Here is a 26,727-nt window from a genome sequence, read left to right on the forward strand (position 1 = left end):
ACGAAGAGAGTCAACCGTCATGTTCGCGTTCATACTGAAACGTATGGCAGCCGCGCTGCCAGTGATGGCTGTGGTGGCAGCCGTTGTTTTCGCCATCCTCCGGCTCACCCCCGGAGATCCAGCCGCGATCCTGGCGGGCGACTCCGCCACGCCCGAGCAGCTCGATGCGATTCGCAAGAATCTGGGCCTTGATCAGCCGATCTATCTGCAGTTCATTCAATGGGTCGGGCATATGCTGCAAGGGGATTTCGGCACGTCACTGCTGTCGGGAACACCGGTGATGGAGATGATCAGCCAGCGCATGGGTCCGTCGATTGCGCTGTGCATCAGCACCATCATCGTGGCGATCGTGGTAGCCATCCCGCTCGGTGTGCTGGCCGCCTGGCGTCAGGGCAAGCTGCTCGATCGCATGGTGATGGCCGCCTCGGTGCTGGGGTTTTCCATCCCAGTGTTCGTCACGGGCTATGTGCTAATCCTGATGTTCTCGCTGGGGCTCGGCTGGTTCCCGGTGCAGGGCTACAAGCCGCTGGAAGAGGGCATCCTGCCGTTTCTGCGGTCCATTACCTTGCCAACATTGGCGTTGAGTACGGTCTACATCGCGCTCATCGCCCGTATCACCCGAACCAGCGTGATCGAGGTGATGAACGAGGACTTCATCCGCACGGCAAGGGCCAAAGGGCTGAGTGAACGCGCGGTGCTGCTGGGCCATGCGCTGCGCAATGCGGCGGTGCCCATTGTCACCATCATCGGCGTGGGCGTTGCCATGCTGATCGGCGGCGTGGTGGTGACCGAGTCGGTCTTCAATCTTCCCGGGCTCGGTCGCTTGGTGGTAGAGGCCGTGCTGGCGCGCGACTACCCCGTCATCCAGGGCCTGATCCTGCTGTTTGCTTTGGTCTATGTGCTGATCAATCTGCTGGTGGACGTGTCGTACACCATCTTCGATCCACGGATTCGTTATTGAGGTGCTTCAGCATGTCCCAAGTTTCTTTGTCTCCTGCTGCGGCACCTGAATCTACGGCCGATTCGAGCGCTTCTCCGACGCGCGCGCATCTCATCGCCACGCTCAAGAGTTGGCCAGTGATGCTGTCGCTGGTGGTGTTGATCGGTCTGGTGCTGGTTGCCATCTGTGCGCCGCTGCTCAGTTCCATCGATCCCACCGCGATCAATCCGGCCCAGCGTCTCAAACCCATCACGGCCGAGCATTGGCTTGGGACCGATGCTTTCGGTCGCGACGTTTACACACGCATTCTGTATGGCGCACGGGTGTCGTTGCTGGTGGGCTTGGGAGTGGCCGCCTTCAGTCTGGTCGTCGGCTTGTTCGTGGGGGTGCTGGCCGGATATTTCCGCTGGGTCGATGCCATCGTCATGCGCGTCATGGACGGGCTGATGGCGATTCCCGGCATTCTGCTCGCGATTGCGCTGGTGTCGCTGTCGGGCTCCAGTCTGCTCACGGTGCTCATCGCCATCACGGTTCCCGAGGTGCCGCGCGTGGTGCGTCTGGTGCGTGGCGTGATTCTGAGCGTGCGCAACGAATCCTATGTGGAGGCCGCGCAGACACTGGGCACGCCGCTGCCCACGCTGATGATGCGCCACCTCGTGCCCAACACCATCGCACCGTTGATCGTGCAGTGCACCTACATCTTCGCGTCGGCCATTCTGACCGAAGCCATTCTGAGTTTTCTGGGCGCTGGCGTGCCGCCGGAAACATCGTCCTGGGGCAACATCATGGCGGAGGGGCGCTCCTACTTCCAGCTCTTCCCCGGCTTGGTGCTGTATCCCGGCGTGCTGCTTTCTCTGACTGTGCTGAGCGTGAACCTGCTTGGCGATGCCTTGCGCGATTCGCTGGATCCGCGCATGGCCAAACGCATGTGACTTCGTTCAAGGTTCAGGTTCAGTTCAGGGGATAAGGCAATGAATACGCAAGAGCAAACGGCAAGTAAGGTGGTTCTTTCCGTCAAGGATCTGAACATTCAGCTCAAGGGCAGCACGGACGGGACCGGACAGCCCAAGCTGCTGGTGAAGGGCCTGAATCTTCAGGTGCGCGCGGGCGAGACACTGTGCATCGTGGGCGAGTCTGGATCCGGCAAGTCGCTGACATCGCTTGCCATCATGGGTCTGCTCCCGGCCGACAGCCTGCAGGTGTCATCGGGCGCGATCGATCTGGACGGCAGGAATCTTCTACAGCTCAACTCAGGACAGATGCGCGCGTTGCGTGCGTCGCAGTTGGCCATGGTATTTCAGGAGCCGATGACGGCGCTGAACCCCGTGCATCGCGTGGGCAAGCAGATCGAGGAAGTGCTCAAACTGCACACCAACCTGAGCCCGGCGCAGCGCCGAGCAAGGGTGCTGGAGATGCTGGAGGCGGTGCATCTGCCGGACATCCAGCGCATCTACGAGTCGTTCCCGCATCAGCTGTCGGGTGGGCAGCGCCAGCGCATCGTGATCGCGATGGCCCTGATTCTGAAGCCGCGTTTGCTGGTCGCCGACGAGCCGACAACGGCCCTTGATGTGACCACGCAAAAGCAGATTCTGGCGCTGATCAGCGAGCTGCAGCATAAGCATGGCACAGCGGTGATCTTCATCACGCACGACTTCGGCGTAGTGGCCGAGATTGCGGATCGCATTCTGGTCATGAACAAGGGCAAGGTGGTCGAAACGGGCTCGCGCGATCAGATTCTGGCCGCTCCAGAGCAGGAATACACCCGCATGCTGGTGTCGTCCGTGCCCAGCCTGGTGCCGCACTCCCGTGCGCAGCCGCAGTCCGACGCGGTGTTGGAAGTGAAAGCGCTGGAAAAGCTCTATCCCAAGGCCAAGGGCTTTCTGCGCAAACCGGAAATGGTGCATGCCGCCAACGATGTGGCGCTGACCCTGCGACGCGGTGAGATTCTCGGCATCGTGGGCGAGTCGGGGTCCGGCAAATCGACGGTGGCGCGTTGCATCGTGCGACTCATCGATCCGAGCTCCGGCGAAATTCGCCTCAAGGGCGACGACATCACTACGCTCGGACGCCGTGCCTTGCTGCCACTTCGCAAGCGTATCCAGATTGTTTTTCAGGACCCGTATCGCAGCCTGAATCCACGCCGCCGCATTGGCGATTCGGTGATCGAAGGGCTCGTCAACTATGGCATGCCACGCGAAGAAGCGCTGGAAAAAGCCCGGCAGGCAATGGACATGGTAGGTTTGCCAAGGCAGGCACTTGATCGTTATCCGCACCAGTTTTCGGGCGGACAGCGCCAGCGCATCTGCATCGCCCGCGCACTGGTGATGGAGCCGGATGTGTTGGTGGCCGACGAAGCAGTATCCGCACTGGATGTGTCGGTGCAGGCGCAGGTGCTGGGCTTGCTCGAAGAGGTGCGTTCGCGGGTGGGAGTGGGCGTGCTGTTCATCACGCATGACCTGCGTGTGGCCGCACAGATCTGCGACTCCATCATCGTGATGAAGAGCGGGCGCATCGTCGAGTCGGGAGCCGTGCAGCAGGTGCTGGGCAAGCCCGAGCATGCCTACACGCAAGCCCTGATCGACGCGGCACCCGGTCGACATTGGGATTTTCAGAACTTCCGCGCGTTTGGGTCTGAACAGGCGGCGCTGGCAGGTTGATTTCGTTGATGTCACAGCATTTGTGACGCTCCATTTTTCCAAACAGAGAGGACACCATGGCGAAAATTGTGTACGGCGGTTTCCAGCACGAGACCAACACCTTTGCTCCGGATCTGGCGGACTGGGCCGCTTTCCAGGCAGGCGGCGGTTGGCCCGGAATGGTCTCCGGCGACAAGCTCTGGGACGCTATTCGCGGCTCCAACATCCCGGCGGCAGGCTTTGTCGAAAAAGCCCTCGCAGCCGGTGACGAAGTGGTCCCCACCACTTGGTGCGCAGCCAGTCCGTCCGCTCATGTCGAGCGCGAGACCTATGAACGTATCGCGCAGATGATTCTGAGCGGCATCGAAGCGGCCTTGCCGGTGGATGCCGTCTACCTCGATCTGCACGGTGCCATGGTGGCACAGCATTTCGACGATGGCGAAGGCGAATTGCTGCGCCGAGTGCGTGCTCTTGTGGGTGACAAAGTGGCTGTGGTTGCGAGTCTCGACCTGCATGCCAACGTTACCACGCAGATGCTTGAATGCGCGGACATTCTGGTTGCCTATAGAACCTATCCGCACGTCGACATGTTCGATACCGGCGTGCGTGCCTACGAGCTACTGACACGCCGTCTGAAGACCGGTCACCGGCCCGCGCTGGCGTTTAAGCGCCTGCCTTATCTGGTGCCCATCTGCTGGCAATGCACCGACATCGAACCGGCCCGCAGCCTGTATCGTCAAATGGAGCAGACGGAAACTCCAGATACCCATCTGTCGTTTGCCACAGGTTTCCCTGCAGCGGATTTTCTGGAATGCTCGCCCGTGCTCTGGGCTTACGCGGACACTAGGGCCGAGGCCGAAGCGTTGCTCACGCCGGTCGCTCAGGCCGCGCTAGACGCCGAATCACGTTTTGCGGGTAAGCTCTTCGATCCAGAAGAGGCTGTGCGCTACGCCCAATCCTATGCAGGCAGTGGCAAACCCACGATCATTGCGGATGCGCAGGACAACCCCGGCGCCGGCAGCAACTCGGACTCCACCGGCATGCTGCGCGCGCTGGTCGCCTGCAAGGCCGTCAATGCAGCCATCGGCCTGATCGTCGACGCGGACTCCGCTGCCAAGGCGCATCAAGCAGGCGAGGGCAATCGCGTGCGACTCGCGCTGGGCGGCAAGTCCGGCATTGTGGACGACACCCCCTTCGAATCAGAGTTCGTGGTCGAAAAGCTCTCGGATGGACACGTCAATGCGACCGGTCCATATTACCGAGGATTCAAGCTGTATCTGGGACTTTCCGCCTGCCTGCGCATCGATGGCGTGCGCATCGTCGTGGCATCCCAGAAGGTACAGATGGCAGACCAGGCCATGTTTCGCTTCGTCGGCATCGAGCCCACAGCGCAGGACATTCTTATTGTGAAGAGCGCAGTGCATTTTCGTGCGGACTACACGCCCATCGGCCGCGAGATCATCGTCGCCGCAGCGCCTGGGTCCATGCCTATGGTTTTGGAGAACCTGCCATGGACCAAGCTCGCGCGGGGGATTCGCATTGATCCTTGCGGGAAGGTATTTGAGCCTGCGGAAGTGTGATGACCCAGTTAAGGAAGACTTGGATTCACATGCTCCCTTGATCTCGCCTTTTGCATGGCGTCGGAGCGTATCAGTTCGGTGAACCCATATTGAATTGAGGGCGGTAATCGAGGATCGCTTCCACGAAGGAGATCGTGGAGACGATGGAACGATTGATCAATCGAGTGCGCTGGCTGCGGCGCGGTATCCGTCCGGCCACCCCATCTACCCCGAATGAGCAATTGCAAGCACCATCGTGTCCACGCAAACCATCGTGCACACCATGTCTCAAGAGATTCCCCATTCGCGCTCCTGTGTCCCCCGCACGCGCCGGGCCTACAGCGCGCAATTCAAGGCTGAACTGATCGCCGCGTGCCAGCAGCCCGGCGCATCGATTGCCGCCACGGCGCGTGAACATGGCATGAATGCCAACGTGCTCCCTTGCCGGATCTGCAATCAAATCCAAGTGCCAGCAAGATTCGTTCGACTTGGGCTGCGGTGAGAACCGGGATTCCAGCTCCCATCGTCAAGCCACCATCAATGAAGTGGTTGCGATGAACTCGCTTTCTGGCTCCAAGGCACCCTGCGATTGCAAAAGCTCGATCACTTCCGCAAGGTTAGCGCGGACCTCTTCAATCGTCTCGCCCTGAGTATGCGCCCCCGGTATGCCAGGAACTCTACCCACGAGCAAGCCCGTTTCAAGATCACGTTCAATGACTGCGTTGAAGTTCATGCTTGGAAGGATACTCACCAGCAAAGAACCTGTCACTCCGTGTGTTGATGTGTGCATTTCCCGTTTCCTTTTTGAAAGAAGACGGACACCGGCCCAAGCGGGCAACAGGTGCCCGTCTGGGTTAGTGGTTGACTACTCAGTGGTAGTCGCTTTCTCTCTGGTGCCGAATGGCGCCGATATGGACTCGACCAGCAGCCTTGATTTCAAACAGCACGACATATCCGGCTGCACCAAAAGGCACAATCAACTCTCGTACAAATGGCCCATCATCTGCTTTGCGGCAACTAAACGGGCTAATGGCCAAAAATTGGCACGCCTGTCGTATTGCCTCAATCGCATTAGTTGGATTATCAAGATCACCAGTTGGACTGTTTAGTTCTCGCTCAAAAGCGAAATCAAACAATCTTTCAAGATCCTCTTCGGCCTCGCGGCTGAAAACGATCTGATACTTCACTTGCTAAGACCCCCTTGCCGCTTTCGCGCAGCAGCAACCTTTGCCTCAAGTTTGGCCAAAACGGTCTCAGCTGGAATCCAGTCGCCTTCCGCCTCAGACCGCGCAATTGAAGCCAAGCCACGACGCACGAACTCGGTTTGATCGCGGCGACGAGACACCTCTGTTCTTACCGCACTTTCGACCAACGAAGCCATGGTTTCGCCATCGCCAAGCGCTTGCTCGATCTCTTGGCGAAATGCTGACTCGATGCGAATTGGTGGGATTGTTGCTGCTTTCATGATCTGACTGTATCGCGCTTGCGATACATAGTCAATTTGCATTTTCCGCTTCCTTTTCAAAGAAGACGGACACCGGCCCGAGGGAAAGACTAGGACAGTGGGTTGGCCATGCACAAGAAGCTCAGTGAGCAAACGGGGATTGCCGTGTACTTCTGCGATCCGCACAGCCCCTGGCAAAGAGGCTCCAACGAGAACATGAATAGCCTGGTGCGCCAGTACCTGCCCAAGGGGACGGATCTGAGCATCTACAGCCAGGAGCAACTCGATGCCATTGCCGATGAAATCAACAACCGACCAAGGAAAGGGCTGGGAGTACGATCACCGCTGGCGGTCTACCGCGAACTGCTTGTGAATAGCCCGCGGCACTCCACTCTCATTCACTGAAATCCAGGGTGCTGCACTTCACTTTTGCATCCGCCCTGCATAACAGGCCGGATATAAGACTGCAGCCCTGCCTCCTGAATCTTCACACAAACGAGTTCTTGCAATCTGGGAGGCGCCCATATAAGCGTAGCCTTAGCAGGCTGCTGAAATACTCCCCACCGACAGTCCGCGACAGCCGCCCAGCCGCGACAATCAAGCCCCCCACTGACCAGATAGACGAGCCATCCATGCGCGGAGCCGACACCTTCACCGAGAGCCTGTTCACGATGCGCCATCTCGATGACTTCGTGCCCCTTGATCACCCCCTGCGGGTGATCCGCATCATGGTCAACAAGGCCCTGGCGAACATGGACAACCTGTTTGGTCAGATGTATGCGGCTGACATCAAAGGCGGGCGTCCCAGCATTGCCCCCGAGAAGCTGCTGCGCGCCATGCTCATCCAGGTGCTCTACAGCGTGCGCTCGGAGCGCCAGCTCATGGAGCAGACCCAGTACAACCTTCTGTTTCGCTGGTTCATTGGCCTGGCCATGGACGATGCCGTTTGGGTGCCCACCGTCTTCAGCAAGAACCGCGAACGTCTGATCGAGCACGATGCGGTCATCGAGTTCTTCAATCAGATCGTGCAACAAGCCCAGGAGCAGGAACTGCTCTCGGGCGAGCACTTCAGCGTGGATGGCACCCTGATCCATGCCTGGGCGGGCCACAAGAGTTTTGTGCGCAAAGACCGCCAGGGCGACGACGATACCGACGCGGGGAACTTCAAAGACCAAAAGCGCAGCAACGACACCCACGAGTCCACAACGGACGCGGATGCAAGGCTGTACCGCAAGGGCAAGACGGCCAGTGAGTTGCGCTTCATGGGCCACACACTCACCGACAACCGCCACGGGCTGGTGGTCAGCGCCGTGGTCACACAGGCCGACGGATATGCAGAGCGCGAAGCGGCCAAGGCCATGATCAACGATGCGCGACAGGCACTGCCCGGCGATGACCCCATCACGATCACGCTGGGCGCAGACAAGGGTTACGACGCCAGGGAGTTCATCGACGCGCTGCAAGAGATGAACGTGCTGCCCCATGTGGCGCAGAACAAATCAGGGCGTCAATCGGCGGTGCCTGACAGGATCGCGGGCAGCGAAGGCTACGCCATCTCCCAGCAAAAGAGAAAGCTGATCGAACAAGGCTTTGGCTGGGCCAAGACGGTGGGGCACATGCGCCAGGTGCTGGTGCGCGGGATCAAGAAGGTTGATCAGCTGTTTGTGCTGACGATGGCGGGCTACAACCTCACGCGACTGCGCAGCTTGGGGCAAATCCGTCTGCAGGGGCAGGTGTAAAGGGAAAAGGATCAGAAACCCGTGCTGTACGGCTGAAAACACGCAGGTTTTCGGGCTGACTTCCAGCATACGGAAAGCTGCTGCGAAAAATGCGCTTGCCGCCGCTGAGCAGGTTCGGACCCACGGGAGTATTTCAGCAGCCTGTTAGTGGGGCTCAGAGCTGAACCTGCGCCTCACCAATGCCTTCAAAGACGGCGCGCACGGCATCGCCCTTTTGTGCCAACGGTAGGCCACACCAGGTGCCGGTGGTGACCACCGTGCCTGCCGGCAGCACTATGCCTTCGCGCGTGGCGTGGCGCAGCCAATGGGGCAGCAGCCAGGTCGGGTCACCCAGCGGATGGGTGCCGGTGAACAACAGTCGTTGCGTTCCGATTTGCAGCTCGCATCGCTGGCTGGCCCAATCAACCGCGCGTATGGGTTGCCAGTCACCCAGCACCAGCGCGCCGTGCGACTGCAAGTCGGCCAGCTTGTGCAAGGCTGGTGCCTCCCACCCCTGCTCCCAGCGTGAATCGACGATCTCGATGCAGACAGCCATCATGTCGATCAGCGCTGTCGCCGATGCGGGCTCAAGCCGCAGCGCCATCGATGCGTTCACCGACTGGCCCAGTCGCAAGGCGATTTCGGCTTCGATTCCGCGCCAATGAAATGGCCAGGTGCGAGCATCGGCAGGGCTCTCCCACACACCGGCAGTGGGCAAGGGCGCGTGGGTTAGCGTGGCTTCGCGCCCAGGTCCACCGGATTTCCAATATCGCGACGGTGTGCCGTCGTACCAGCCAAGGGCTTGAGCCACCAGAGCTTGAACGCGGTAGGCCTGGGCGGCATCGTGCACGGTAACGCCGGCTGCGTCGACCACCTGCCCGCTGCGTCGGGCCTGAATCAGGGCCCTGGCCACGGCCTGTGCGGCGGATTCTGAAGAAGGTGTAAGGGTAAGGGTCATGTTATTGCTTCTTGGGGGTCATGCGCCAGCCAGTGGCGCGCAATGTCTTCGCGCCGGGCCACCCAGATGTGGGGCTGGTGCCGTGCGACATGATTCATCACCGCGTCCAGCCCGCCAATGCGGGCCGGCCGGCCGATGATGCGGGTATGTAGGCCCACGGTCAGCATGCGTGCGTTGCCCGTGCCCGGAGCACTTTCGGCCAGCAGCGTATCGATGGCTGCGATCACGTAATCGGCAAAATCTCGCGCCTGCACGAAGCTGGAGCGGTCAAAAAAGCGCATGTCGTTGGTATCGAAGGCGTAGGGCAGCACCACATGCCGACCACCGTTCTTGCGAGGCAGGGTGTAAGGCAGGTCGTCGCCGTAGTCGTCGCTGTCGTAGCTAAAACCGAGGTCCTGCAACAAGCAGCGGGTGTGCACCGACCTCGAGGACTTGCAGTGCCAGCCCGCAGGGGCGCGGCCCCATAGCCGGGTGATGGTGGCCACGGTGCGTTCGATCTGCGCGCGCTCGGTTGCCTCGTCCATATGGGCGGGTGACTCCCAGCGCCAGCCGTGGCCGCACAGTTCGTGACCATGGGTCAGCGCGTCGTCGGCTACCCAGGCAGTGTGCTCCAGTGCGCGGCCACACACGTTCAATGTCAATGGCCAGCGCCGCTGTGCAAAGCGCTGGATCACGCGGTCGTAACCACAGCGCGCGCCGTACTCAAAGTGGGTTTCCATGCAGAAGTCGGGTACGCCGTGCAGGACGTTGACCACTTCGTGGACGCCCTCGTTGTGGTCGTCACCTGAAGTGATGGCGTGTTCGGCGCCCTCCTCGATGTTGAGCACAAATGACAGCGCGAGTCCGGCGCCACCGGGCCAGCGCCAGTCGGGCGGCAGCGCTGGGCGGCGTTGGAAACGGCGGGCAGTGAGGATGGGGGTGTTGGTGTTCACAGCGGCGGCCAGCGGTCAGACCAGGGGTTGTGAGCCTCGTAGGCCTGGGCCAGCGTCAGCACCACATCGTCTGCCCCGTAGGGGCCAATCAGTTGCAGACCGATCGGCATTCCGTTCGGAGTGGGTGCGGTGGGCACTGACACCGCCGGCAGCCCGGCCGCATTCACCCAGCCAGTGAATACGGCGTGGCCGCGCGGCCCCACGGGGTGGCCATCGATCACTGGCGGAAATGCCTCTTGTGCGGACCAAGGCAGTGCTGCGGCCGCTGGAATGGTGATGATGTCGAAGCGCTGGAACAACGCGGCACAGTCGCGGCGCAGCCGCTCCACCTTGTCCAGCAGTTGCCACAACGCGGGCGCGCCCAGCGCCGCGCCCTGGTCGGCCATGGCCTGGTACTTGGCCGACGCGGAACTGCGCCACTCGGGGTGCTGCGTGAACAGCGCGGCCAACCCGATTTGCCCGACCTGCGGCCACTGGGCGGTCAAGGCCGCGATGTCCAGGTCCAGCGTGCCGATGTCTACCGTGTGGCCCAGCGCGCGCAAACCCAACGCGGCGGCCTCACAGGACCGGGCGATGCTCGGGTCGACCGGGGCGTCCGCCAGTGTGGGCACATACAGCACCCGCAGTGCCCGCGGCGTTGCGGGTGCTCCGGCCAAGGTGGCGCAGGCCAGCGAGGTGCGATCGCGCGGGTCGGGGCCACGCAGGGCCTCGAACAACAGGCGTACATCCGATACGGTACGCCCCATCGGACCAACCACCTCAAAGTCGAGCAACAAGCTGGGCAGACCGTGACCCCGGGCAATGGCACCAACGGAAGGCTTGAAGCCCACCAGCCCACAGTGCGAGGCCGGCCGGCGGATGGAGCCGCCGCCATCGGTGCCCAGGGCCAGCGGCGTGCAGCCAGCCGCCACACTCGCCACCGCGCCGCCGCTGGAGCCGCCGGGCGTGAGCGCCGTGTTCCATGGGTTGCGTGTCGGCCCGAACACCGGGTTGTCGGTGTAGCCTTCCAGGGTGAACTCGGGCACATTCGTCTTGCCCACGATCAGTGCGCCACTGGCTCGCAGCCGTGCTACCGGCCACTCGTCGCCGGCGGCAGGTGGGTAGGCGCGCAGCGCCGGGCTGCCCCAGACGGTGGGCAGGTCCGCCATGCACAGGTTGTCCTTGACCGAGATCGGCACGCCGTCCAATGGCGACAGCGGCTGCCCGCTGCGGTATCGCTCGGTGCTGGCCTCGGCCTCGGCCCACACCACATCTCGCATGGCCACGAAGGCGTTGAGGGTGGGTTGCACCTGATCGATGCGCGTCAGACAGGCACGCAGCACATCCACCGGGCTGAGTCGGCCGCTGCAGTAGGCCGTGGCCAGCTCGGTGGCTGGCCACTGCCACAGCAGAGGGCGTTCAACGGCTCTCACATCTGCCCCGGCAGCCACGTGACGATGGCAGGAAAGGCGATCAGCAGGATGGTGAAGCCCAGCAGGATGAACACGTACGGCAGGGCTCCCACGATGGCGTCGCGGATCGATCCCCCGTCCGGGCGAATGCCTTGCACTACAAACAGGTTCATTCCCACCGGCGGTGTGATCAACCCGAGTTCACACATCAGCACGATGAAGATGCCGAACCACACTGGGTCGATGCCCAGCGCCACCACGATGGGGAAGGTGATGGGAATAGTGGCTACCATCATGGACAAAACGTCCATAAACATGCCCAGCAACAGGTAGAACAGGATCAGGATGAACAGCATCTGGGTGCCGGACAAGCCGAACGAGGTGACCCACTGCGTCATCATTTCAGCCACGCCGGTCAGGCTGACCGCCAGGTTGAGGATGAATGCGGCCGTGATAATGAGCAAGATCATGCCGCTGGTTTTGGCGGTTTGCACAAAGCAGTTCTGCAGCAGCGCCCAACTCAGCTTGCGGCTGTGCCACGCAAAAGCCAGCGACGCCACTACGCCCAGCGCGGCCGATTCGGTGGTGGTGGCAATGCCGCTGTAGAGGCTGCCCATCACGATCAGGAACACCACACCTGGCGGCACCAGGTCCTTGAGCAGGCGCAGTCGCTCGTTCAGCGGCACCTTGGCCTCGCGCCGGCCTTCACCGGTCAGCAGCGCATGCGCCATGATGAAGGCCATGAACAGCCCCGTCAACAGCAGGCCTGGCACGATGCCGGCGATGAACAGCTTGCCGATCGAGGTGTCGGTCAGTGAGCCGTAGACGATCATGTTGACCGACGGCGGGATCAGAATACCCAGTGTGCCGCCAGCTGCGATGGAGCCCAGTGACATCTGCATCGAGTAGCCGCGCTTGTGCAGCGAAGGCAGGGCCACAGTGCCTACTGTGGCGGCCGTGGCCACCGACGAACCAGAGGTGGCGGCAAACAGCGCGCTACAGCCCACGTTGGTGTGCAGCAGACCACCTGGCAAGCGACCCAGCCATGCGGCCAGGGCGCCAAACATGCGGTCGGCAATGCCCGAGCGCAGCAGCAACTCGCCCATCAACACAAACAGTGGAATGGAGGTGAGCATGTTGTCGTTGTGCACGCCCCAGACTACCGGGGCGATGGAGTTGATAAAGGGGGCGCCGTATGCGAACAGTCCGCCAACAATCCCCACCATCGCCATCGAAGTAGCGATTGGCAGGCCGATCAGCATCATGCCCAGCATGGCAAAAAAGCCTATGGCAACAAATGTGAGATTCATGCGGCACCTGCTTGGATAGATGGAGCGTGGTTGGAGGTCGGCAAGGTGTCGGCCGCGGTGCCGCGCTGCTGAAGGTCGTCCAGCTCTTCCTTGATCTCTTCGCGGGTGGAGCGCGGGTGCAGCATGGTGTTGAGCGCATCGCTGCGCCCGCTCAGAAGTTGCCAGGTGGCCACGGCGGCAATACCAACGGCCAGAGCGCCAAAGAGGATCAGCCCGATCAGCCAGACGGTTTGGGGGTAGACCAATGGCGTAGCCCAAGGGGTTTGCGACACGCTTTGGTAGGCGCGCGAATCCTGGATCACGTACCAGGCGAGCCAGGCCATCAGCGCCGCAAAACTGGCCATCGACACCGCCGACAGCCAGTTCAACACGGTTTGCAGCCGTCGCGGCAAGTGTTCATGAAACACGTCCACCCGGATGTGGTTGCGCCCGAGCAGGGCGAGGCTGAAGGCGATGGTGGCGCCCACGGCCAGGGCATAGCCGCCCAGTTCATCGGCGCCCTGCAGCGAAATGTTGAACAGCTTGCGCATTGCTGTTTCCACCGCCACCAGCAGCGACAGGGCCACAAAGACCAGGCCAAACACAGTGCCCAGCCAACGTTCGAGGGTGTCTTTCATGAGGACCTCCGGTCTAATTTTTTTGCAGAGAGCGCCCCGATTCGGGTCTGCACGCCCCAAGTACTCACTTAATACCCACGACCTTGCCAACGGTCGTCTTCCAGGCGGCCGAGCAGCCGGGGTTGGACTTGTCGCAGATCTCGGCCCAGGTAGGCACCGAGATGCTGGCCACCGCATTGCGCAGGGTGGCCAGGTCAGCCGGCTGCACCTGCACGTCCACCAGGTTGTACTTCTTGCCGGTAGTGCATGGTTCCTTGCCGGTGTTGCAGTTCATCGCATCTTTGGTAAGTTGTTCGGAATAGACCCAGATGTCGTCGGTCAGTGCCTTGAATGCAGTCTGCATCTTGGCTTTCTGGTCGGTGCTCAGGCGGTTCCACGCTTTCAGGGTGATGGCGTAGCCGTTGACCGCCATCTGAAAGCCGATGGGGTACTGGTGGGTGGTAACTTCAGGCCAGCCCGAGCTGTTGGCGGAGCTGGGGCCGGTAATGGCGCAATCGACCACGCCCAGCGACAGCGACTGGTGCACTTCGGTGAACGACAACGGCACCGGCACGCCACCCACGGTCTCGATGAATTTGGCCAGGTTCTGGTCGTACACCCGCACCTTCATGCCCTTGAGGTCGGCCAGCTTGCTGATGGGTTTTTTGCAGAACAGGATCTGCGGCCCAAACGGCCAGGCGCCCAACAGCTTGACCTGGAACTGCTTTTGCAGGCGCTGGTCCAGGGTGTCGAAATAAGCCTCGTACACCTTGCGCGCGGTTTCGTAGTTGGGCGCCGCGCCTACCAGATCCAGGCCCAGCAGCGTAGGTTCGTCGCGCGAGTTTTGTGACACCCGCAGCGAGACGATGTCGAACAAGCCAGCCTTCATCACCCGCAGTTGTTCGGTGTCTTTGATGCCGAGCTGGTCGATGGCTTTGTAGTCGGCGTCAATGGGCAAGCCGGTGCGCTTGGCGAATTCGTCAAAGAAGGGCTTCTCCTTGTTTTTCTGCAGCATGCCGGTGGCTGCGGGCTGACCGATCACCTTGAACGTGATGCGTTCCTGCGCTTGGGCGGCAGTGCCCAACAACAGTGTGGCGGCAGAAGCCAACGGCAGCAGGCAGCGAGAGAGGGTGCGGGTGATGCTCATGGTGAAATTCCTTGGGGAATGGAACAAAGACAGAAGGACAATGGGATAGAAGAAAACACTTGAGTTCAGCGGCGCGGCCACAGGCTGGGTGCGCCGCATGCTTGAAATCGGCCTTGACCTGGGCGGGGATGAAATTGGCCATCCCATACCACGTCGCCGCCAATCAGGGTGACGGCGGGCCAGGCGCGTAGCCGGCGGCCCTCGTAGGGTGTGTGGTCGACCGCGTGGTGCAGGTCGGCATTGCGGATGACGCGTTCGCCTTCGTCCCAGATCACCAGGTCGGCATCGGCTCCCACTGCGATCGTGCCTTTGCGCGGGTGCAGGCCGTAGGCCTTGGCGGGGTGGGTGGCGGTGAGTTCAACAAATTTTTCCAGCGTGATCCGACCGCCCAGCACGCCTTCGGAATACAGCAAGGCCATACGGGTTTCAAGCCCAGGAATGCCGTTGGGAATGTGGCGAAACGGTTGTTCTGCGCCTCCCGGCTTCTTGCCCTCCGTGCCGTCATAGTTGAAGGGCGCGTGGTCGGACGAGAACACGGTGAACAGGCCGTCGCGCAGCCCGTTCCATATCACCTCCTGGTTGGAGCGGTCGCGCGGCGGCGGGCTGCACACGCAGCGTGCGCCGTGGTAGCCGTCGTCCAGGCCCAGGTCCTCGGCAGTCAGGAACAGGTATTGGGGGCAGGTCTCCGCGTAAATCTGCAGGCCCTGCGCCCGCGCCCAGCGAATCTGCTCCACCGCTTCGCGCCCCGACACGTGCACAATCAGGATGGGCACGTCAACCAACTCGGCCAGCGAGATGGCGCGGTGCGTGGCCTCACGCTCCACCAGCATGGGACGCGACAGCGCGTGAAAACGTGGCGCTGTGCGGCCGGCGGCCTCCAGTCGCTTGGTCAGCCACTCGATACAGTCGGCGTTCTCGGCGTGGATCATGGCCATCGCACCGTGCGCGCGCGCCACCGACAGGACGTCGAGGATCTGACCGTCGTCGAGCTTGAGATCGTCGTAAGTCATGTAGATTTTGAACGAGGTGTAGCCCTCGGCAATCAGCGCGGGCAATTCGTGCTGCAGTACCTCGGGCGTGGGGTCGCTCACGATCAGATGGAAGGCGTAGTCGACATGGGCCTTGCCAGCGGCGCGGCGGTGGTAGTCGTCCACCGCCGCGCGTAGCGACTGGCCTTTTTCCTGCGCCGCAAACGGAATCACCGTGGTGGTGCCACCGCACGCTGCCGAGCGGGTGCCGGTGTCAAAGTCGTCGGCCATGCGAACCGGAGGGGCCATCGGTTGGTCCAGGTGGCAGTGGGCATCCACGCCGCCTGGGGTTACCACCCGACCAGCGGCGTCGATCTCGTGCACGCCTTTGGGTAACGATGCACCAATTTGGATGATGCGACCGGCCTGGATGCCGATGTCGGCGTTAAAACAGTCGCTGGCGGTGGCCACCCGGGCGTTGCGCAGTACAAGATCGAAAGGACCGCTCATGGTTGGCCGCCTTCTGCGTTGACGTCTGTGTCTACAAAATGGTGCATTACTGTTTGCATAGGTGTTGAAATGCAATCTGCATGCCAGGTCAACATCAGGCACGACATATGCTTGTAATTGGATATGTCATCTTTCGCCTCATTTTTCGATAATGATGGAAACACTTATGCCGACAATATGTAGATTTGCAGTCAACAATATCCGTCAACAATCAAGAACTCTATGAGCCCCACCGTTCGCCTGGGCGTGCTGACGCCCTCTTCCAACACCGCGCTGGAGCCGCTGACCAGCGCCATCGTGGCCAGCCTACCGGGCGTTAGCGCTCATTTCTCGCGCTTCAGGGTCACTGAAATCTCGCTCAGGGAGCAGGCACTGAACCAGTTCGATGACAGTCCCATCCTGGCGGCGGCCGAGCTGTTGGCCGACGCGAAGGTGGATGTGATCGGCTGGAGCGGTACCGCCGCCGGCTGGATGGGCTTTGAGCGCGACCAGCGACTGGTGGAGCGCATCCGCGAACGCACCGGGATCAACGCCACCACCGCCGTGCTGGCGCTCAATGAGCTCATCGCGCTGCAAGACATCCGCCGCCTGGCCCTGGTGTCGCCTTACACCAGTGACGTGCAACAGCGCATCGTGGCCCATTACGCCGCCATCGGCGTGGAGGTGGTGGCCGAGCGCCACCTGGGCATTTGCGTGAACCACGATTTCGGTCTGGTGCCTGAAGCCAATATCGACGCCATGCTCGACGAAGTGGCGCTCGCCCAGCCTCAGGCCGTAGCCACCTATTGCACCAACTTGCACGCCGCGCGGCTGGCGCCAGGCTTTGAGTCCCGAAGTGGCATCATCTTGCTAGACACGGTGAGCACCACCGTATGGGGCATGTTGAGAGCGGCCGGCCGCTCACCCGCACAGGTACAGGGCTGGGGGAGGTTGTATGGCTGGTGAGTGCGCCCACCGGCATGGGCTTGTCGACGAAGGGATCAAGGGGTACGTCGATAGAATCGTTGACAGCCCCAATGCGTTGACAATCCACCAGGCGCCTCCCATGCCCCGTAAAGACCGCTCCGAGCCGATTGGCCTGTTGGCCCGCGAGAACGCCAACGACGAGATCTATGAGCGCATCTGCATCGCCATACTGGAGCACCGTTTGCACCCCGGCACCAAGCTGGGCGAGGACCGGCTGGCCAAGATCTTCCACGTCAGCCGGGCCCGGGTGCGCGAGGTGCTCAACCGCCTGGCGCATGAGCAGATGGTCGAGCTGTACCCCCAGCGCGGTGCCTTTGTGGCCAAGCCCACACCCCAGCAGGCGATGGACGTGTTCGAGGCGCGGCGGCTGATCGAGCCGGCCATCTTGAAGCGCCTGATCTCGCACCTCACCCCCGACAAGGTCGCGCGCCTGCGCCAGCACCAGGAGCTGGAGCTGGACGCGCGCCGCCGCGACGACCGGCGCGCCGTGGTGCGCCTCTCAGGAGAATTCCATGTGCTGGTGGCCGAACTCGCTGGCAATGGCGCGCTTCTGCGCATCCTGCGCGAGCTGTCATCGCTCACGTGTCTCATCATTATTTTGTATGACACTCCCACCGCGATCAGTTGCCGCGCCGACGAGCATTCCGACATCATCGACGCCATCGCCAAACGCGATGCAGCCCGGGCTGAAAAGCTGATGATGGTCCACCTGAACCATATCGAAAGCAGCCTCACGCTCGACAGCACGGCCGAAGAAGTGGACCTGGAAACGGTCTTCAAGTGAGCACCGCGCCTGACCTGACAGCAGCCGTCCAGAGGCGTGTGCTGCTTGTCAATCCCAACACTTCCACACACATCACCGAGCGCTTGGCCCTGTCGGCACGTGCCCAGTTACCCGCCGGTGTGGAATTGACGGCCCTCACTGCCAGTGAAGGCCCGTTGGCTGTGCGTTCGCCAGCTGAACTGGCCGCCGCCGCCACGCGCGTGTGCGCCATGGCCGCCGCCCACCAGGCCGGCCACGATGCGGTTGTGGTCGGCATTTCACTCGACTGTGGGTTGGTCGCCACCCGCGCCGCCTTTGCTCCCCGCCCGGTGCTGGGCATGACCGAGGCCGCGTGTCATATGGCCTGCACCGCCGGCCCCCGGTTTGTATTGCTGACACTGGGGGCTGCCATGGCCGACAGCTACCGCGATTATGTGACGGACCTCGGCCTGGCCACACACCTGGCCGGCGTCGCCGCGCCAGAAGCGCCAGAAGCCTTCACCGCCGCACCGCATGAGGTGCTGCCCAGCGTGCTCGATGCGCTGGCGCATGCGTCCGCACCGCTGTGCGAGACTGATGTCGGCTCGGCGGTTCTTTCCGGCGCGGTGTTGTGCGGCTACGCGCCGGCCTTGTCACAGCGTCTGGGGTTGCCGGTGTTCGACGGTGTGGCCTGCGCTGTGCAATTGGTGCGCGCCCGCTGGTCTTTGAGCACCACCTGTTAGAACCACCCCTTTCAAGGTGTTGCCCTCCCAGCCTTGATAACCCGGGCGGTTGCCACATGCGAACGAGCGAGGCTGCCGTCCACAAACCCTTTTGGAACCTGTGGTTTGGGTGCCCGCTTGCTGGTTGTCAGCTGTCTGGGCTTGAGGCGAGCGGCCAGCAGCAACAAGCGCTCCATGAGCTGGCATGGCTGCACGTCGCCCACTTGTGGCAAATGCTCGGGCGGCAAGGCCAAAGCCATTGCTTCATAACCACTGTTGATCTCCACCGTCAGGTGAAAGGTGGACACATCCAGTTCGGGATGCGTGGCCTCGTGCGCTTTCTCAATCACCCGCTTGAGCAGGGCCAGCACGTTGTAGGCGAGCACCGGTGTTTGTCAAGATAGTTGTCCACTTTTTCAAGCCGCTTGCTGCCAGAATTCGTTGTTCTGTTGCTGCGGCCGGTCTGGGTTGAGCCATACCTCTGCGATGAGTGCCCTGTTTCGATGTCGGTGCATTGGCCCCATGGGCCACGCTCAGCCAGACGGGGATGGCGCGCATGCTCGCGCACGATGAAGCAGGCCTGGCGCTCGCTCAGGCCGCGCAGCAGCGCTTCGGTACAAAAGTGCCGGTCTGCAATCCATGCCTGCTGCGCCAGGGCGGACTCGATCAGCGTGGCCGCTGCCACGCGTTCGCTCTGGTGCGCATCCTCACACGCCACGATGTCGCGCACCAACGCACTGTCGGGGTCGTAGACCACCAGGGTGTGGCCCGGGCGAGCCGCGCCGCGAAAGCCGCGCAGCACGGCCAGCCTCTTGTCGCTGGCGGGCAAGTGGTTGCCGTCCAGTACGCGCAGTTGCCAGCCAGGCAAGCTGGCCTGCTCGGGCAGGCAGGCGGCCAAGGGGGCAAGCCGCTGCGCACTGCCCTGCACCAGCGCGCGCAGCACTGCGGGCTCGCAGCGATTGACTTTGGCGTACAGCGCCGCCAGTGACACCGGCAGTCGTTCATCGAGCTTGCGCGCTGCCGCGTGCAGCGAGGGCCGAAGGCCCAGGGATACCAGCGTCATCAGCTCCACCACCGTGGAGAACAACAACTCGCGCGGGTACTGGCGCTGGCGGGTGCTTGCTGTTCGAACCGCTCTACCACTGCTTGCCAGACCATCTTGTTTCTGATTCCAGAGAAATCAGAAGATTACGACGGTTTCCCTTTAAACATCTTGAAAGGGGTGCCTTTGAGACTGCCTCGATCTTGGACTGGTAGCACCTCAATCTCGCGCATGAAGTCCTCACTAGCATGGCACCCCGTTGACATCAGGATTGACATGACTTTGGTAAATCCAGCAGCGCTTCGGGCCGCGTACTCAGGGCAAGCTCCATCAAGCTGAGAGTTTGGTTCGGACAACCAATCTTGCACCTTTTTCCATGATCGAAAGGCTGCGAAGGCTGCGTGATCCAGTGCCATCAATCTCTCATAGTCCGGACTTCCAAATTCGCGGCCTACAGGCGCCGCATCAAGCCAAGCGACGTCCTCACTGGAATCATGGGGCGTCGAATTCCTCCGATGTTTCTGCGCTGGATTCTTTGACATATTGCCATGCTACATGCGGTGACGTTCTTTGTACAACGTCAGTAGCTGACCCATGATGGGCGACCATCTGGGGATGGCCCGCTGCAGGTTCAAGGGCTCCGATGGCATGGGCCAAAAACTGGCTGGCCATGTGCGGCATGGTGCTGGCAGAGACACCATCGGCCACAGCCACTATTACAGTATCCGTACCATCATGAAGACGCTTGGACGTGTGCGCGCGCTGCACTGGCACACAAAACTCCCCGTGTCACAACGCATCTTGCTGGGCTGTACGTATGCGTCCGGCCATCCCACTCCAGAGCGGGCCGCTGGACGCGCACACCTTCAGTCGGGTGGGATGGGCGAAAACAACTGGCGATCCCAAGGCCGACCTCGACCGACAACTGACGGTCCTGCGTCGTTTTGCTAGATCCATGCGGCCGAGAAAAAAAGGTGATGGTGAGACAAAAGCCAGGCTGCTTACTCAGCACGGGCATGGCGCCTGTCCTGCTGAAGCGACTTGGCGATCCGGGGGGCGGTCGACCCTAGAGTTTGCACGCGCCCTTCGACAAGTCCAGTGATCTGGTTGCCTGCCTTGACGTTCTGTGCCACCGCCTCGCCCACAGCCCGTTTAGCAAACTCTGCTAATTGGGCCGTGTTCAATCCGAAAAGGGTGAATGCATCTGCACGAGACATTCACGAAAGCCTATGCGGTTTGGCCGTAGTGGTCAAGCCAAGGATAAGCCTTTGGGGCACGAATCGTACCTGGCGAAATTCGTCCACGCCGCGTAGAAAATGAATCTGAGATCGTCCTGCTGCGCCTAAATTCTTGGCTTGAGCAAGACGGATAAATATGGGGTCAGCGTAGTGACATCTACGGATAGAAATCAAGGGAATTCCACCAAATGGCCCCGCCTGCGAGCCCGACGGCAAAGGCACAGATTCGAGGGATCCTCATGCATGTCAACAGTCATCGGGCGATTCAATCATCCTAAGAAAAGACAAATTAACGGTTTGGCCTATCCGATTGACATAGCGGCATGCGTCAACCTCAACGAGTGCTCGTGACTCCATGGATTCCAGGAGAATTTCATACAGAAATGGATGCTCCAGCGGAAGCCAGTGAAGCTGGATCTGCTTGCTCTTGGTCTTCAGTTGCGATCGATGTTCCTTGGTCGGCTCAATAACAGCTTTCTCGCGACCTACCATGTCTACACGAAAGCGAACGGAGACGGGGTCGGGAAGCATTGTTCTTCGCGATTGGTAGATTGGATCCACAGAGATAGTCACGCCATCGCTGGTCCGGAAGCTCGTGGTTTCTTCCCGGTCCGTAAGCAGGCGGATCAATGCTGGCGCAGTGGTGCGTATGGCATCGATGAAGTCATCAGGGCTCAAGCCCGTCGAGGTAGACAATGTTCTCAGGTGCTTCAATGCGTTAGTCGCTTGCATGACGGTTCCAGCGAGAAGCGGATCCTCGGTGGAGGATGCTGAGTAAGGCGCTTTTCTGTCCTCAAAGAGCCTGCGCTGAAGACTGTCACAGCAGGAAACCACTAACCACTGGTCAAGTTTGCCCGGGTCTACCTCCAGAGAGTAGTACAGGCGGTCCTGTTCAGACAGCTGCCCCAAGACCGTGTTCATCGTGTTCTGCACGAGCATGATCTCCCGCTGCTCCTTGGCGGGATCTCTGGCCTTTTGCACCGAGTTGATGAACACCCGAAATATTTCTTGGTCCTTACTCATGCGCATCCATTCCAATCATGCCGTGCCATACGGCCATGGAAAACATAAGGCCATGAAAAGATCCCATGCGCAATCTGGCGGATGGGCAAGGCTTGGATGTTTTGGTGAAAGGCTTTCTTGAGATCAGCATGTAGGGAGGTTGTTCGAGTTTCCGTTGGCGAACCCCTTCAATCGTGACGGAGGTCCCGAAGTACTGTCCTAGCTGATCTTGCGCACTTCTGGCTGAATCACTGCTCACAGTCGTAGCGCGAGAATGAGGATCAGCAACATGCTTCATTGGAACTCGAAGGACAATGCAGCTGCCAGGAACGGAGCCGTCGCTCAGCCAACGCAAGAGGTCGTCGGTCGATCCATCGGGTCGCAATGCAATGCTTTGCCCATCGCGGCAGTGCATCCATGAGCGCACGGCATTGCGCTGTGCAAACGTAGGAGCAATGTTTTGAGGTGCCAACTTTTGCCAGGAAGGTTCATCGGTGACCGTCGGCCGAATATCGCAATCCATAAAGATCTGAAGTAGCCGTGCAAGTTTGATCACCCGCGTGGCATGTTCGAGGATCAGGCGGCGACCACGGACACTTCCCAAGACAAGAAGCTGGTTGGCGATCAATACAGCACGATCGATCACTTCCAAGACGGTGGCCAAAGGGACACTGCAGCGAGAAGCCACAGCCTCGACTGGTATGCCAGTGTGAAGGTCGCAGAGGATCTTGCGTACATGCATCAGGCCGATTGACGCTATTGGTGGCGGCGGCAACGCCGCCAGCAGAGATGGGGGCGGCGCTTGGCGTACAGCCAGCCCAGTGGATGTCTCGAAGAGACAAGACCACAAGAATTCCGCTTTGTTCTCACTGCGTTGTTTAGCCTTTCGCAATGCGGCCGCGGAACGTCCGGTCCAGAAGGCTGCGACTTCAGCGGTAAGTGGCCTCGTCTGCCAATAGCTGTTCAGAGAGCAGCGCAAGGCCATGTCGGGTCGGTGGAAATAGTGCTGCAGGGTTGTCGGAACTTGGGCATGTCCCACCTCAGCGGCAACTTTTTGCAACCAGGAAACGGGGCTTGGACGAGAAGAAGGCTGATCCAGCTGATGGATGATGTTGCGGTTGACCCATGCGTGCCGCAGCGTATGGAAGGAAACTGATTTGTCGCCGCAGACTTGCTTAAGAGCGCGGTTGACCAGTCGGCTGCAGGCGGCAAACATGTAGGTGCGATGGCTGCTGTGGGGATCTCCAAACAGCAGAGCAGACTTGCCATGTCTGCCCTCTTCTTCACTCTTCCTGCGCTTGATCCAGCTGGCTACGCACGCCACCCACGCCGGCTCGCCGAAGCTGCGCATCCATCGCTTCGCGCTGTAGCTTTTACCTTGATGCTGCCCTCGCCGAGGGTGGTATCGGAGTTCGATGCCTTCTTCAGTGATGACGAAGTCCTCCAGGCGTAGGGCTTGTGCCTCGCCGATGCGCAGGGGAAAAATAGCGGCAAGAGCCAGCAGCGCTTGCACACTGGCGCAGATGCGTGCATCGCTGCTGGCAGTGAGGGCAAGTTCCAGGGCCCCGTGGATTTCTTGGGACCAGACCGTGTTGGCGTGCACTACCGTGGTGTTTCCGTCACCCGAAAAAAGTACCTGCACCATCGGCGGGGCGCCAAATGTCTGGATGCAAAACTGATGGAAGGAGGCAAGGGCCGGGCGTTGTGGGTCGCTGTTAACGGCATGCTTCAGTGCATCGAAGAAGGCGATCCACTGTTCATCGTCCATGTGAATTGCAGAGCACGGGCATTGAGTGTAGTTTTCGGAGATGAGCCCCGCGGTAGCGCTGACGTAGCGAGAGATTGTTGCGACGGAAGGATTCTTCAGGCGCACGCTGCCAACGCTGAGCAGGTGGTGCACCCACAGCAGGACCAGCGCATCGCCTTCTGTGCCTTGGCGTGCAATCAAGTCGGCGGTCATGGCCAACCTGCTGTACAGGCTTGTTCGCCAACGCTGATCAGAAAGCCGGATGTCTGTTGCCTGGTTGGGTAGAGTAAACAGGTCTTGAATCTCCTTCAGGCACCGAGCGCGGCGGTTGATGGGCGCCTCCATCTCAAGGAGTATTTCCAATGCTCCGTCGTGGGAGGGACTGAGAGCATCATCATCTGCAGCATCCCGCGTTTCCCAGTGCACGTCCTTTTGTCGTAGGTTCCATCGCGTAAGCACATCGCGGGGCAGTGCCGTGATGGGAATACTGCCCGTGAGCATCCCCAGACAAAAATTGGGGATGTGCTGATGTAGCCAGGCCAGCGCGTCGTGGAAGATGAGATGCCAGAGGTCCTTGCCCATCTGGGATTGGGCCATTGGGTAGTTCTTCAGCAATACTTGATGGAAGGAGTCCAGGTCCTTCTTGGGCGACGTTTCACTGGGGACTCGGAACAATGCGATGCGCGTGCGTGGATCGAGCGCCCGGCTATGCAGACGGTCCTGTTCATCTGACCATTGGACGTAGTGGCCGTCACAGGTGGAGTGCGATGACACCAAGGCATGAAGGAAGTTCGATAGCTCTGCGGATGAGCCCATGCCTTCGTAGAGGATGGCGCACAAGATCAGGGCATGCGAAGGCGCGAGTTGAGTCACCAGCCGGTCGGCCGATCGAATAAAGCTGTCGAAGCGAGCGACCCCGCCGGGAGCGCTGAAGGCCGGAATCAGGACTGGATTTCGTTTGGTTGTTGTCCAGGGTTGTGACAGAGATGTCATGGAGCGATTTCCTTGCTCAGGCCGGACCTAGGTCGGATGTTCAGGTCCAGGAGCACTTGGTCGATGCCTGAAATAAGGCGTTCGGTGCTGTGGTACTTGACGCGGTTGGAATTCAGTTCGTGCGTTGAGATTCCCGGCGAGAAATGGCGGAGCCAGTCTTGGATATCCTCGAATGGCATGCCCGCATCCAGCAAAAGATCCGGCAGAGAATGGCGACCAAAGTCCCGGTTGAGCTGGCTGGCTGGGCCTGTGAAAAGGAAATCTGAGCTCAAGGGGACGGGGGCGCCATGCGTGTCCAGCAAAAAAAGCATGGGCAAGTTCTGGAGTTCCCTGATCTGGCGGATGAGTTGAAAGGCGGCCGAAGAGCCGGGGGCTTGCAATTTCAATAGCCGCTTATCCAGCGCGGCGATGTGCGCGTGCCAAAGCTTGAGCTGCTCGGAGAGCGCTGCTGGGATGGGGATCGGTGTCGTGCCTCGCGTGGCACTCAAGGGCTTGTCTTCCATCAAGCCGAAGGTCGTGGTGCTGCTCCAAACGCTCGCACGAAAGTCGATAAGGCGGCGGTCGCGGCCTCCGACGACAAACTGCATCAAGAGGCCGACGTAACGCGCGCACGCGTTGTGGTGCTCGATCAATGATGGCAACGAGTACCTGCGACCACACTTTTTCGCGAGCAGTTCATCGCCAGCGCTTGCAAATACTTCTCTGATCCAATCCGCCGATGGTGTCAGGCGGGAGCCGATGCGGAGGTTGGAGTTGCCACCACTTTGCGGTACTGCTGGCCCCAGGCCGACGGCGTCATAGAAGTCGGAGCAGGCCTGCCAGATCTCGCGCTCGCGTGGGCAGACGTAATGGAGATCGGATTTGTTTACCAGTTCAAGGGCAAGAGTCGCGTAGGCAGAGATATCACGCCTGTCGGTGGTCTCTAATGAAATCGATCGCGCGGAGTTCATCAGTCCGGCCAACGAAGCGCTGTGATGAACCCCCGGCAACGAGATTTTTTTGCGGCTGGTTGGTTTGTTAATGCACAGATCGGCGAGCGTGCGCAACTGGCTGTTTTGCGTGTGGGCCTCTCGCAGCATGGTGGCAACACCCTGCGGCAGTGGGCGCTTCAGGATCAGCGTGGACGCTTGATGCCGCGGGCTTGAACGTTTACCAAGACCTGCCAGTGCGAATGACAAGTCCACGTATGTTGAGCCTGCAACCGGATCGATCCAGGCCATCCAGCCTTGTCCGCTTTCTCCGGAAACCAGTGGTATTCGCTTGCCGAGGTTTAGGCCGAGGCCAACGCATAGGCAGATGAGGGTGACCAGGTCATCAGAGTGACCCTGCTGTGCTTGGTCGAGAAGAAGGACGACGGTGCGTGTGAGCTCGCTGCGGCTGAGTGTTTGGCCGGTATCTACGGCCTGACGCTCGGTTTGACGTAGGGAGCTCAGTCGATTGGAAAGGCAGGAGGTCACCGCTGCGTTAAATGACAGTTGCGCGCTGTTCGTGGAGCAGGAGTGCAACGCCAGCAACTGCAGGAGCTTTTGATGTGCTTGCCCTTCAAGCTTGGTGACCTCCGCTTCGAACTGCTGGTTTGTCAGGATCTCGTCGTGCGATTGTTTGATGAGCTTGCGCAGTTTTTGAACGAAGCTCTTTTCTATGGAGACTTCTTTCAGGAGGGCCGCGACTAAATGCTTGCCGACCAAGCTCTGGAGTCGATGCGCGTAAGGAAAGCTCGCAGATACGAACCACGCCCAGGCTGGGTAATCGCTCGCGAGGCCGAGCATTGCATTGGGATGAGCAATGCAGGCGCCTGAGTCGTCGCTCAACTTGCCGAGCACCGAGATATGTTGCGCGAGATGAGATCCGGCAGCGGGAACTTCGATCAGCAGTGCCGTCAGGCAGGTCAAGGTATTTTTAGCGACTAAGCCGATGCCCGGTTGATGCGGTGGCGCCGGAATGATGATCAAAAGCAGTCGCGCAGCATCAGGCCCCTCCACGGCAACGGAGGTGTGAGCGAAAACGAAGGACGCCGGAATATTCATAGCAACTCCATAGAAAAAGCCGGGCCGAGAAAGGGGGGAGGGCCATGTAGGCGCGCGCGGATGCACCTCGATCGGCGCCAGCCGAGGTGTCGGGCATCAAGGGGGGCGGCGTGACGCCGCTGGTGATGTGGCTGCGCCG

General features: G+C 60.6%; 22 protein-coding genes and 2 pseudogenes. 10 read left to right on the plus strand and 14 right to left on the minus strand.

Translation table 11 applies throughout. The features are described 5' to 3' along the window. Positions 1-19: 19 nt before the first annotated feature. The 5 genes from BDD18_RS20415 to BDD18_RS20435 all read left to right on the plus strand — a co-directional run bounded on the left by BDD18_RS20415 (position 20) and on the right by BDD18_RS20435 (position 5,637). Complete coding sequence (locus tag BDD18_RS20415; RefSeq protein ID WP_142085536.1) at positions 20-961, plus strand: ABC transporter permease; 942 nt, start codon at positions 20-22, stop codon at positions 959-961. An 11-nt stretch (positions 962-972) separates the two neighbouring features. Next, a complete protein-coding gene (locus BDD18_RS20420) occupies positions 973-1,872 on the plus strand; it encodes an ABC transporter permease (RefSeq protein WP_142085538.1) in 900 nt (299 codons plus the stop codon). A gap of 39 nt (positions 1,873-1,911) precedes the next feature. After that, on the plus strand, positions 1,912-3,597 hold the full coding sequence (locus tag BDD18_RS20425; protein ID WP_142085540.1) for an ABC transporter ATP-binding protein: 1,686 nt from the start codon (positions 1,912-1,914) through the stop codon (positions 3,595-3,597). A 56-nt stretch (positions 3,598-3,653) separates the two neighbouring features. Beyond that, positions 3,654-5,156 carry a M81 family metallopeptidase gene (locus BDD18_RS20430; RefSeq protein ID WP_142085542.1) on the plus strand — a complete coding sequence of 501 codons (1,503 nt, stop codon included), beginning with the start codon at positions 3,654-3,656 and terminating at the stop codon, positions 5,154-5,156. A gap of 262 nt (positions 5,157-5,418) precedes the next feature. After that, the gene (locus BDD18_RS20435; RefSeq protein WP_142085544.1) at positions 5,419-5,637 is read left to right on the plus strand and encodes a transposase; all 219 of its coding nucleotides are present in this window, start codon (positions 5,419-5,421) and stop codon (positions 5,635-5,637) included. A gap of 24 nt (positions 5,638-5,661) precedes the next feature. On the opposite strand, the gene BDD18_RS20440 is transcribed toward BDD18_RS20435, so the two are convergent. The 3 genes from BDD18_RS20440 to BDD18_RS20450 all read right to left on the minus strand — a co-directional run bounded on the left by BDD18_RS20440 (position 5,662) and on the right by BDD18_RS20450 (position 6,642). Then, entirely contained in the window at positions 5,662-5,868 is a 207-nt protein-coding gene (locus tag BDD18_RS20440) for a type II toxin-antitoxin system HicB family antitoxin (RefSeq protein WP_142085546.1), read from the minus strand. A gap of 136 nt (positions 5,869-6,004) precedes the next feature. Then, the gene (locus tag BDD18_RS20445) at positions 6,005-6,322 is read right to left on the minus strand and encodes a type II toxin-antitoxin system RelE/ParE family toxin (RefSeq protein ID WP_142085548.1); all 318 of its coding nucleotides are present in this window, start codon (positions 6,320-6,322) and stop codon (positions 6,005-6,007) included. After that, the gene (locus tag BDD18_RS20450; RefSeq protein ID WP_244939171.1) at positions 6,319-6,642 is read right to left on the minus strand and encodes a YlcI/YnfO family protein; all 324 of its coding nucleotides are present in this window, start codon (positions 6,640-6,642) and stop codon (positions 6,319-6,321) included. Before BDD18_RS20450 ends, BDD18_RS20445 begins: the two co-directional genes overlap by 4 nt. A gap of 60 nt (positions 6,643-6,702) precedes the next feature. Between BDD18_RS20450 and BDD18_RS20455 the strand changes: the two are divergent. Then, a pseudogene (locus BDD18_RS20455) lies at positions 6,703-6,984 on the plus strand (IS30 family transposase); the annotation flags it as partial. A 227-nt stretch (positions 6,985-7,211) separates the two neighbouring features. Further along, the gene (locus BDD18_RS20460; protein WP_142085551.1) at positions 7,212-8,318 is read left to right on the plus strand and encodes an IS5 family transposase; all 1,107 of its coding nucleotides are present in this window, start codon (positions 7,212-7,214) and stop codon (positions 8,316-8,318) included. Positions 8,319-8,472: 154 nt separating this feature from the next. Here the strand turns inward: BDD18_RS20460 and BDD18_RS20465 are convergent, their stop codons facing one another. From BDD18_RS20465 to hydA, 7 genes are all read right to left on the minus strand, one after another. Next, the gene (locus BDD18_RS20465) at positions 8,473-9,255 is read right to left on the minus strand and encodes a fumarylacetoacetate hydrolase family protein (protein ID WP_142085553.1); all 783 of its coding nucleotides are present in this window, start codon (positions 9,253-9,255) and stop codon (positions 8,473-8,475) included. Then, positions 9,252-10,187 carry a polysaccharide deacetylase family protein gene (locus BDD18_RS20470; protein ID WP_211360850.1) on the minus strand — a complete coding sequence of 312 codons (936 nt, stop codon included), beginning with the start codon at positions 10,185-10,187 and terminating at the stop codon, positions 9,252-9,254. Before BDD18_RS20470 ends, BDD18_RS20465 begins: the two co-directional genes overlap by 4 nt. Continuing rightward, positions 10,184-11,617, minus strand: coding sequence for an amidase (locus tag BDD18_RS20475; RefSeq protein ID WP_244939172.1), 1,434 nt, complete (start codon positions 11,615-11,617; stop codon positions 10,184-10,186). Before BDD18_RS20475 ends, BDD18_RS20470 begins: the two co-directional genes overlap by 4 nt. Then, the gene (locus BDD18_RS20480) at positions 11,596-12,888 is read right to left on the minus strand and encodes a TRAP transporter large permease (protein WP_142085555.1); all 1,293 of its coding nucleotides are present in this window, start codon (positions 12,886-12,888) and stop codon (positions 11,596-11,598) included. Before BDD18_RS20480 ends, BDD18_RS20475 begins: the two co-directional genes overlap by 22 nt. Then, positions 12,885-13,505 (minus strand): TRAP transporter small permease subunit, encoded by a 621-nt coding sequence (locus BDD18_RS20485; RefSeq protein WP_142085557.1) that lies wholly within the window; start codon positions 13,503-13,505, stop codon positions 12,885-12,887. Before BDD18_RS20485 ends, BDD18_RS20480 begins: the two co-directional genes overlap by 4 nt. A 64-nt stretch (positions 13,506-13,569) precedes the next feature. Next, complete coding sequence (locus BDD18_RS20490; RefSeq protein WP_142085559.1) at positions 13,570-14,631, minus strand: TRAP transporter substrate-binding protein; 1,062 nt, start codon at positions 14,629-14,631, stop codon at positions 13,570-13,572. Between the two features lie 65 nt (positions 14,632-14,696). After that, entirely contained in the window at positions 14,697-16,109 is a 1,413-nt protein-coding gene (gene hydA / locus BDD18_RS20495) for a dihydropyrimidinase (protein WP_142085561.1), read from the minus strand. A gap of 222 nt (positions 16,110-16,331) precedes the next feature. Between hydA and BDD18_RS20500 the strand changes: the two genes are divergently transcribed. The 3 genes from BDD18_RS20500 to BDD18_RS20510 all read left to right on the plus strand — a co-directional run bounded on the left by BDD18_RS20500 (position 16,332) and on the right by BDD18_RS20510 (position 18,560). Continuing rightward, positions 16,332-17,054, plus strand: coding sequence for a maleate cis-trans isomerase family protein (locus BDD18_RS20500; protein ID WP_142085563.1), 723 nt, complete (start codon positions 16,332-16,334; stop codon positions 17,052-17,054). A gap of 100 nt (positions 17,055-17,154) precedes the next feature. After that, positions 17,155-17,859 carry a GntR family transcriptional regulator gene (locus BDD18_RS20505; protein WP_142085565.1) on the plus strand — a complete coding sequence of 235 codons (705 nt, stop codon included), beginning with the start codon at positions 17,155-17,157 and terminating at the stop codon, positions 17,857-17,859. After that, positions 17,856-18,560 (plus strand): aspartate/glutamate racemase family protein, encoded by a 705-nt coding sequence (locus BDD18_RS20510; protein ID WP_142085567.1) that lies wholly within the window; start codon positions 17,856-17,858, stop codon positions 18,558-18,560. The genes BDD18_RS20505 and BDD18_RS20510 overlap by 4 nt, the downstream gene beginning before the upstream one ends. A gap of 269 nt (positions 18,561-18,829) precedes the next feature. Here the strand turns inward: BDD18_RS20510 and BDD18_RS22630 are convergent. The 4 genes and pseudogenes from BDD18_RS22630 to BDD18_RS20535 all read right to left on the minus strand — a co-directional run. Beyond that, positions 18,830-19,653: pseudogene (locus BDD18_RS22630) on the minus strand (transposase); the annotation flags it as partial. Positions 19,654-21,065: 1,412 nt separating this feature from the next. Next, positions 21,066-21,842, minus strand: coding sequence for a hypothetical protein (locus tag BDD18_RS20525; RefSeq protein ID WP_086926340.1), 777 nt, complete (start codon positions 21,840-21,842; stop codon positions 21,066-21,068). Beyond that, entirely contained in the window at positions 21,835-24,561 is a 2,727-nt protein-coding gene (locus BDD18_RS20530; RefSeq protein ID WP_142085571.1) for a site-specific integrase, read from the minus strand. The genes BDD18_RS20525 and BDD18_RS20530 overlap by 8 nt, the downstream gene beginning before the upstream one ends. Then, positions 24,558-26,588: a hypothetical protein gene (locus BDD18_RS20535; RefSeq protein WP_142085573.1), complete on the minus strand. Its 2,031-nt coding sequence runs from the start codon at positions 26,586-26,588 to the stop codon at positions 24,558-24,560. Before BDD18_RS20535 ends, BDD18_RS20530 begins: the two co-directional genes overlap by 4 nt. Positions 26,589-26,727 lie beyond the last annotated feature (139 nt).

This window comes from Acidovorax temperans (assembly GCF_006716905.1).
Taxonomy (GTDB): domain Bacteria; phylum Pseudomonadota; class Gammaproteobacteria; order Burkholderiales; family Burkholderiaceae_C; genus Acidovorax; species Acidovorax temperans.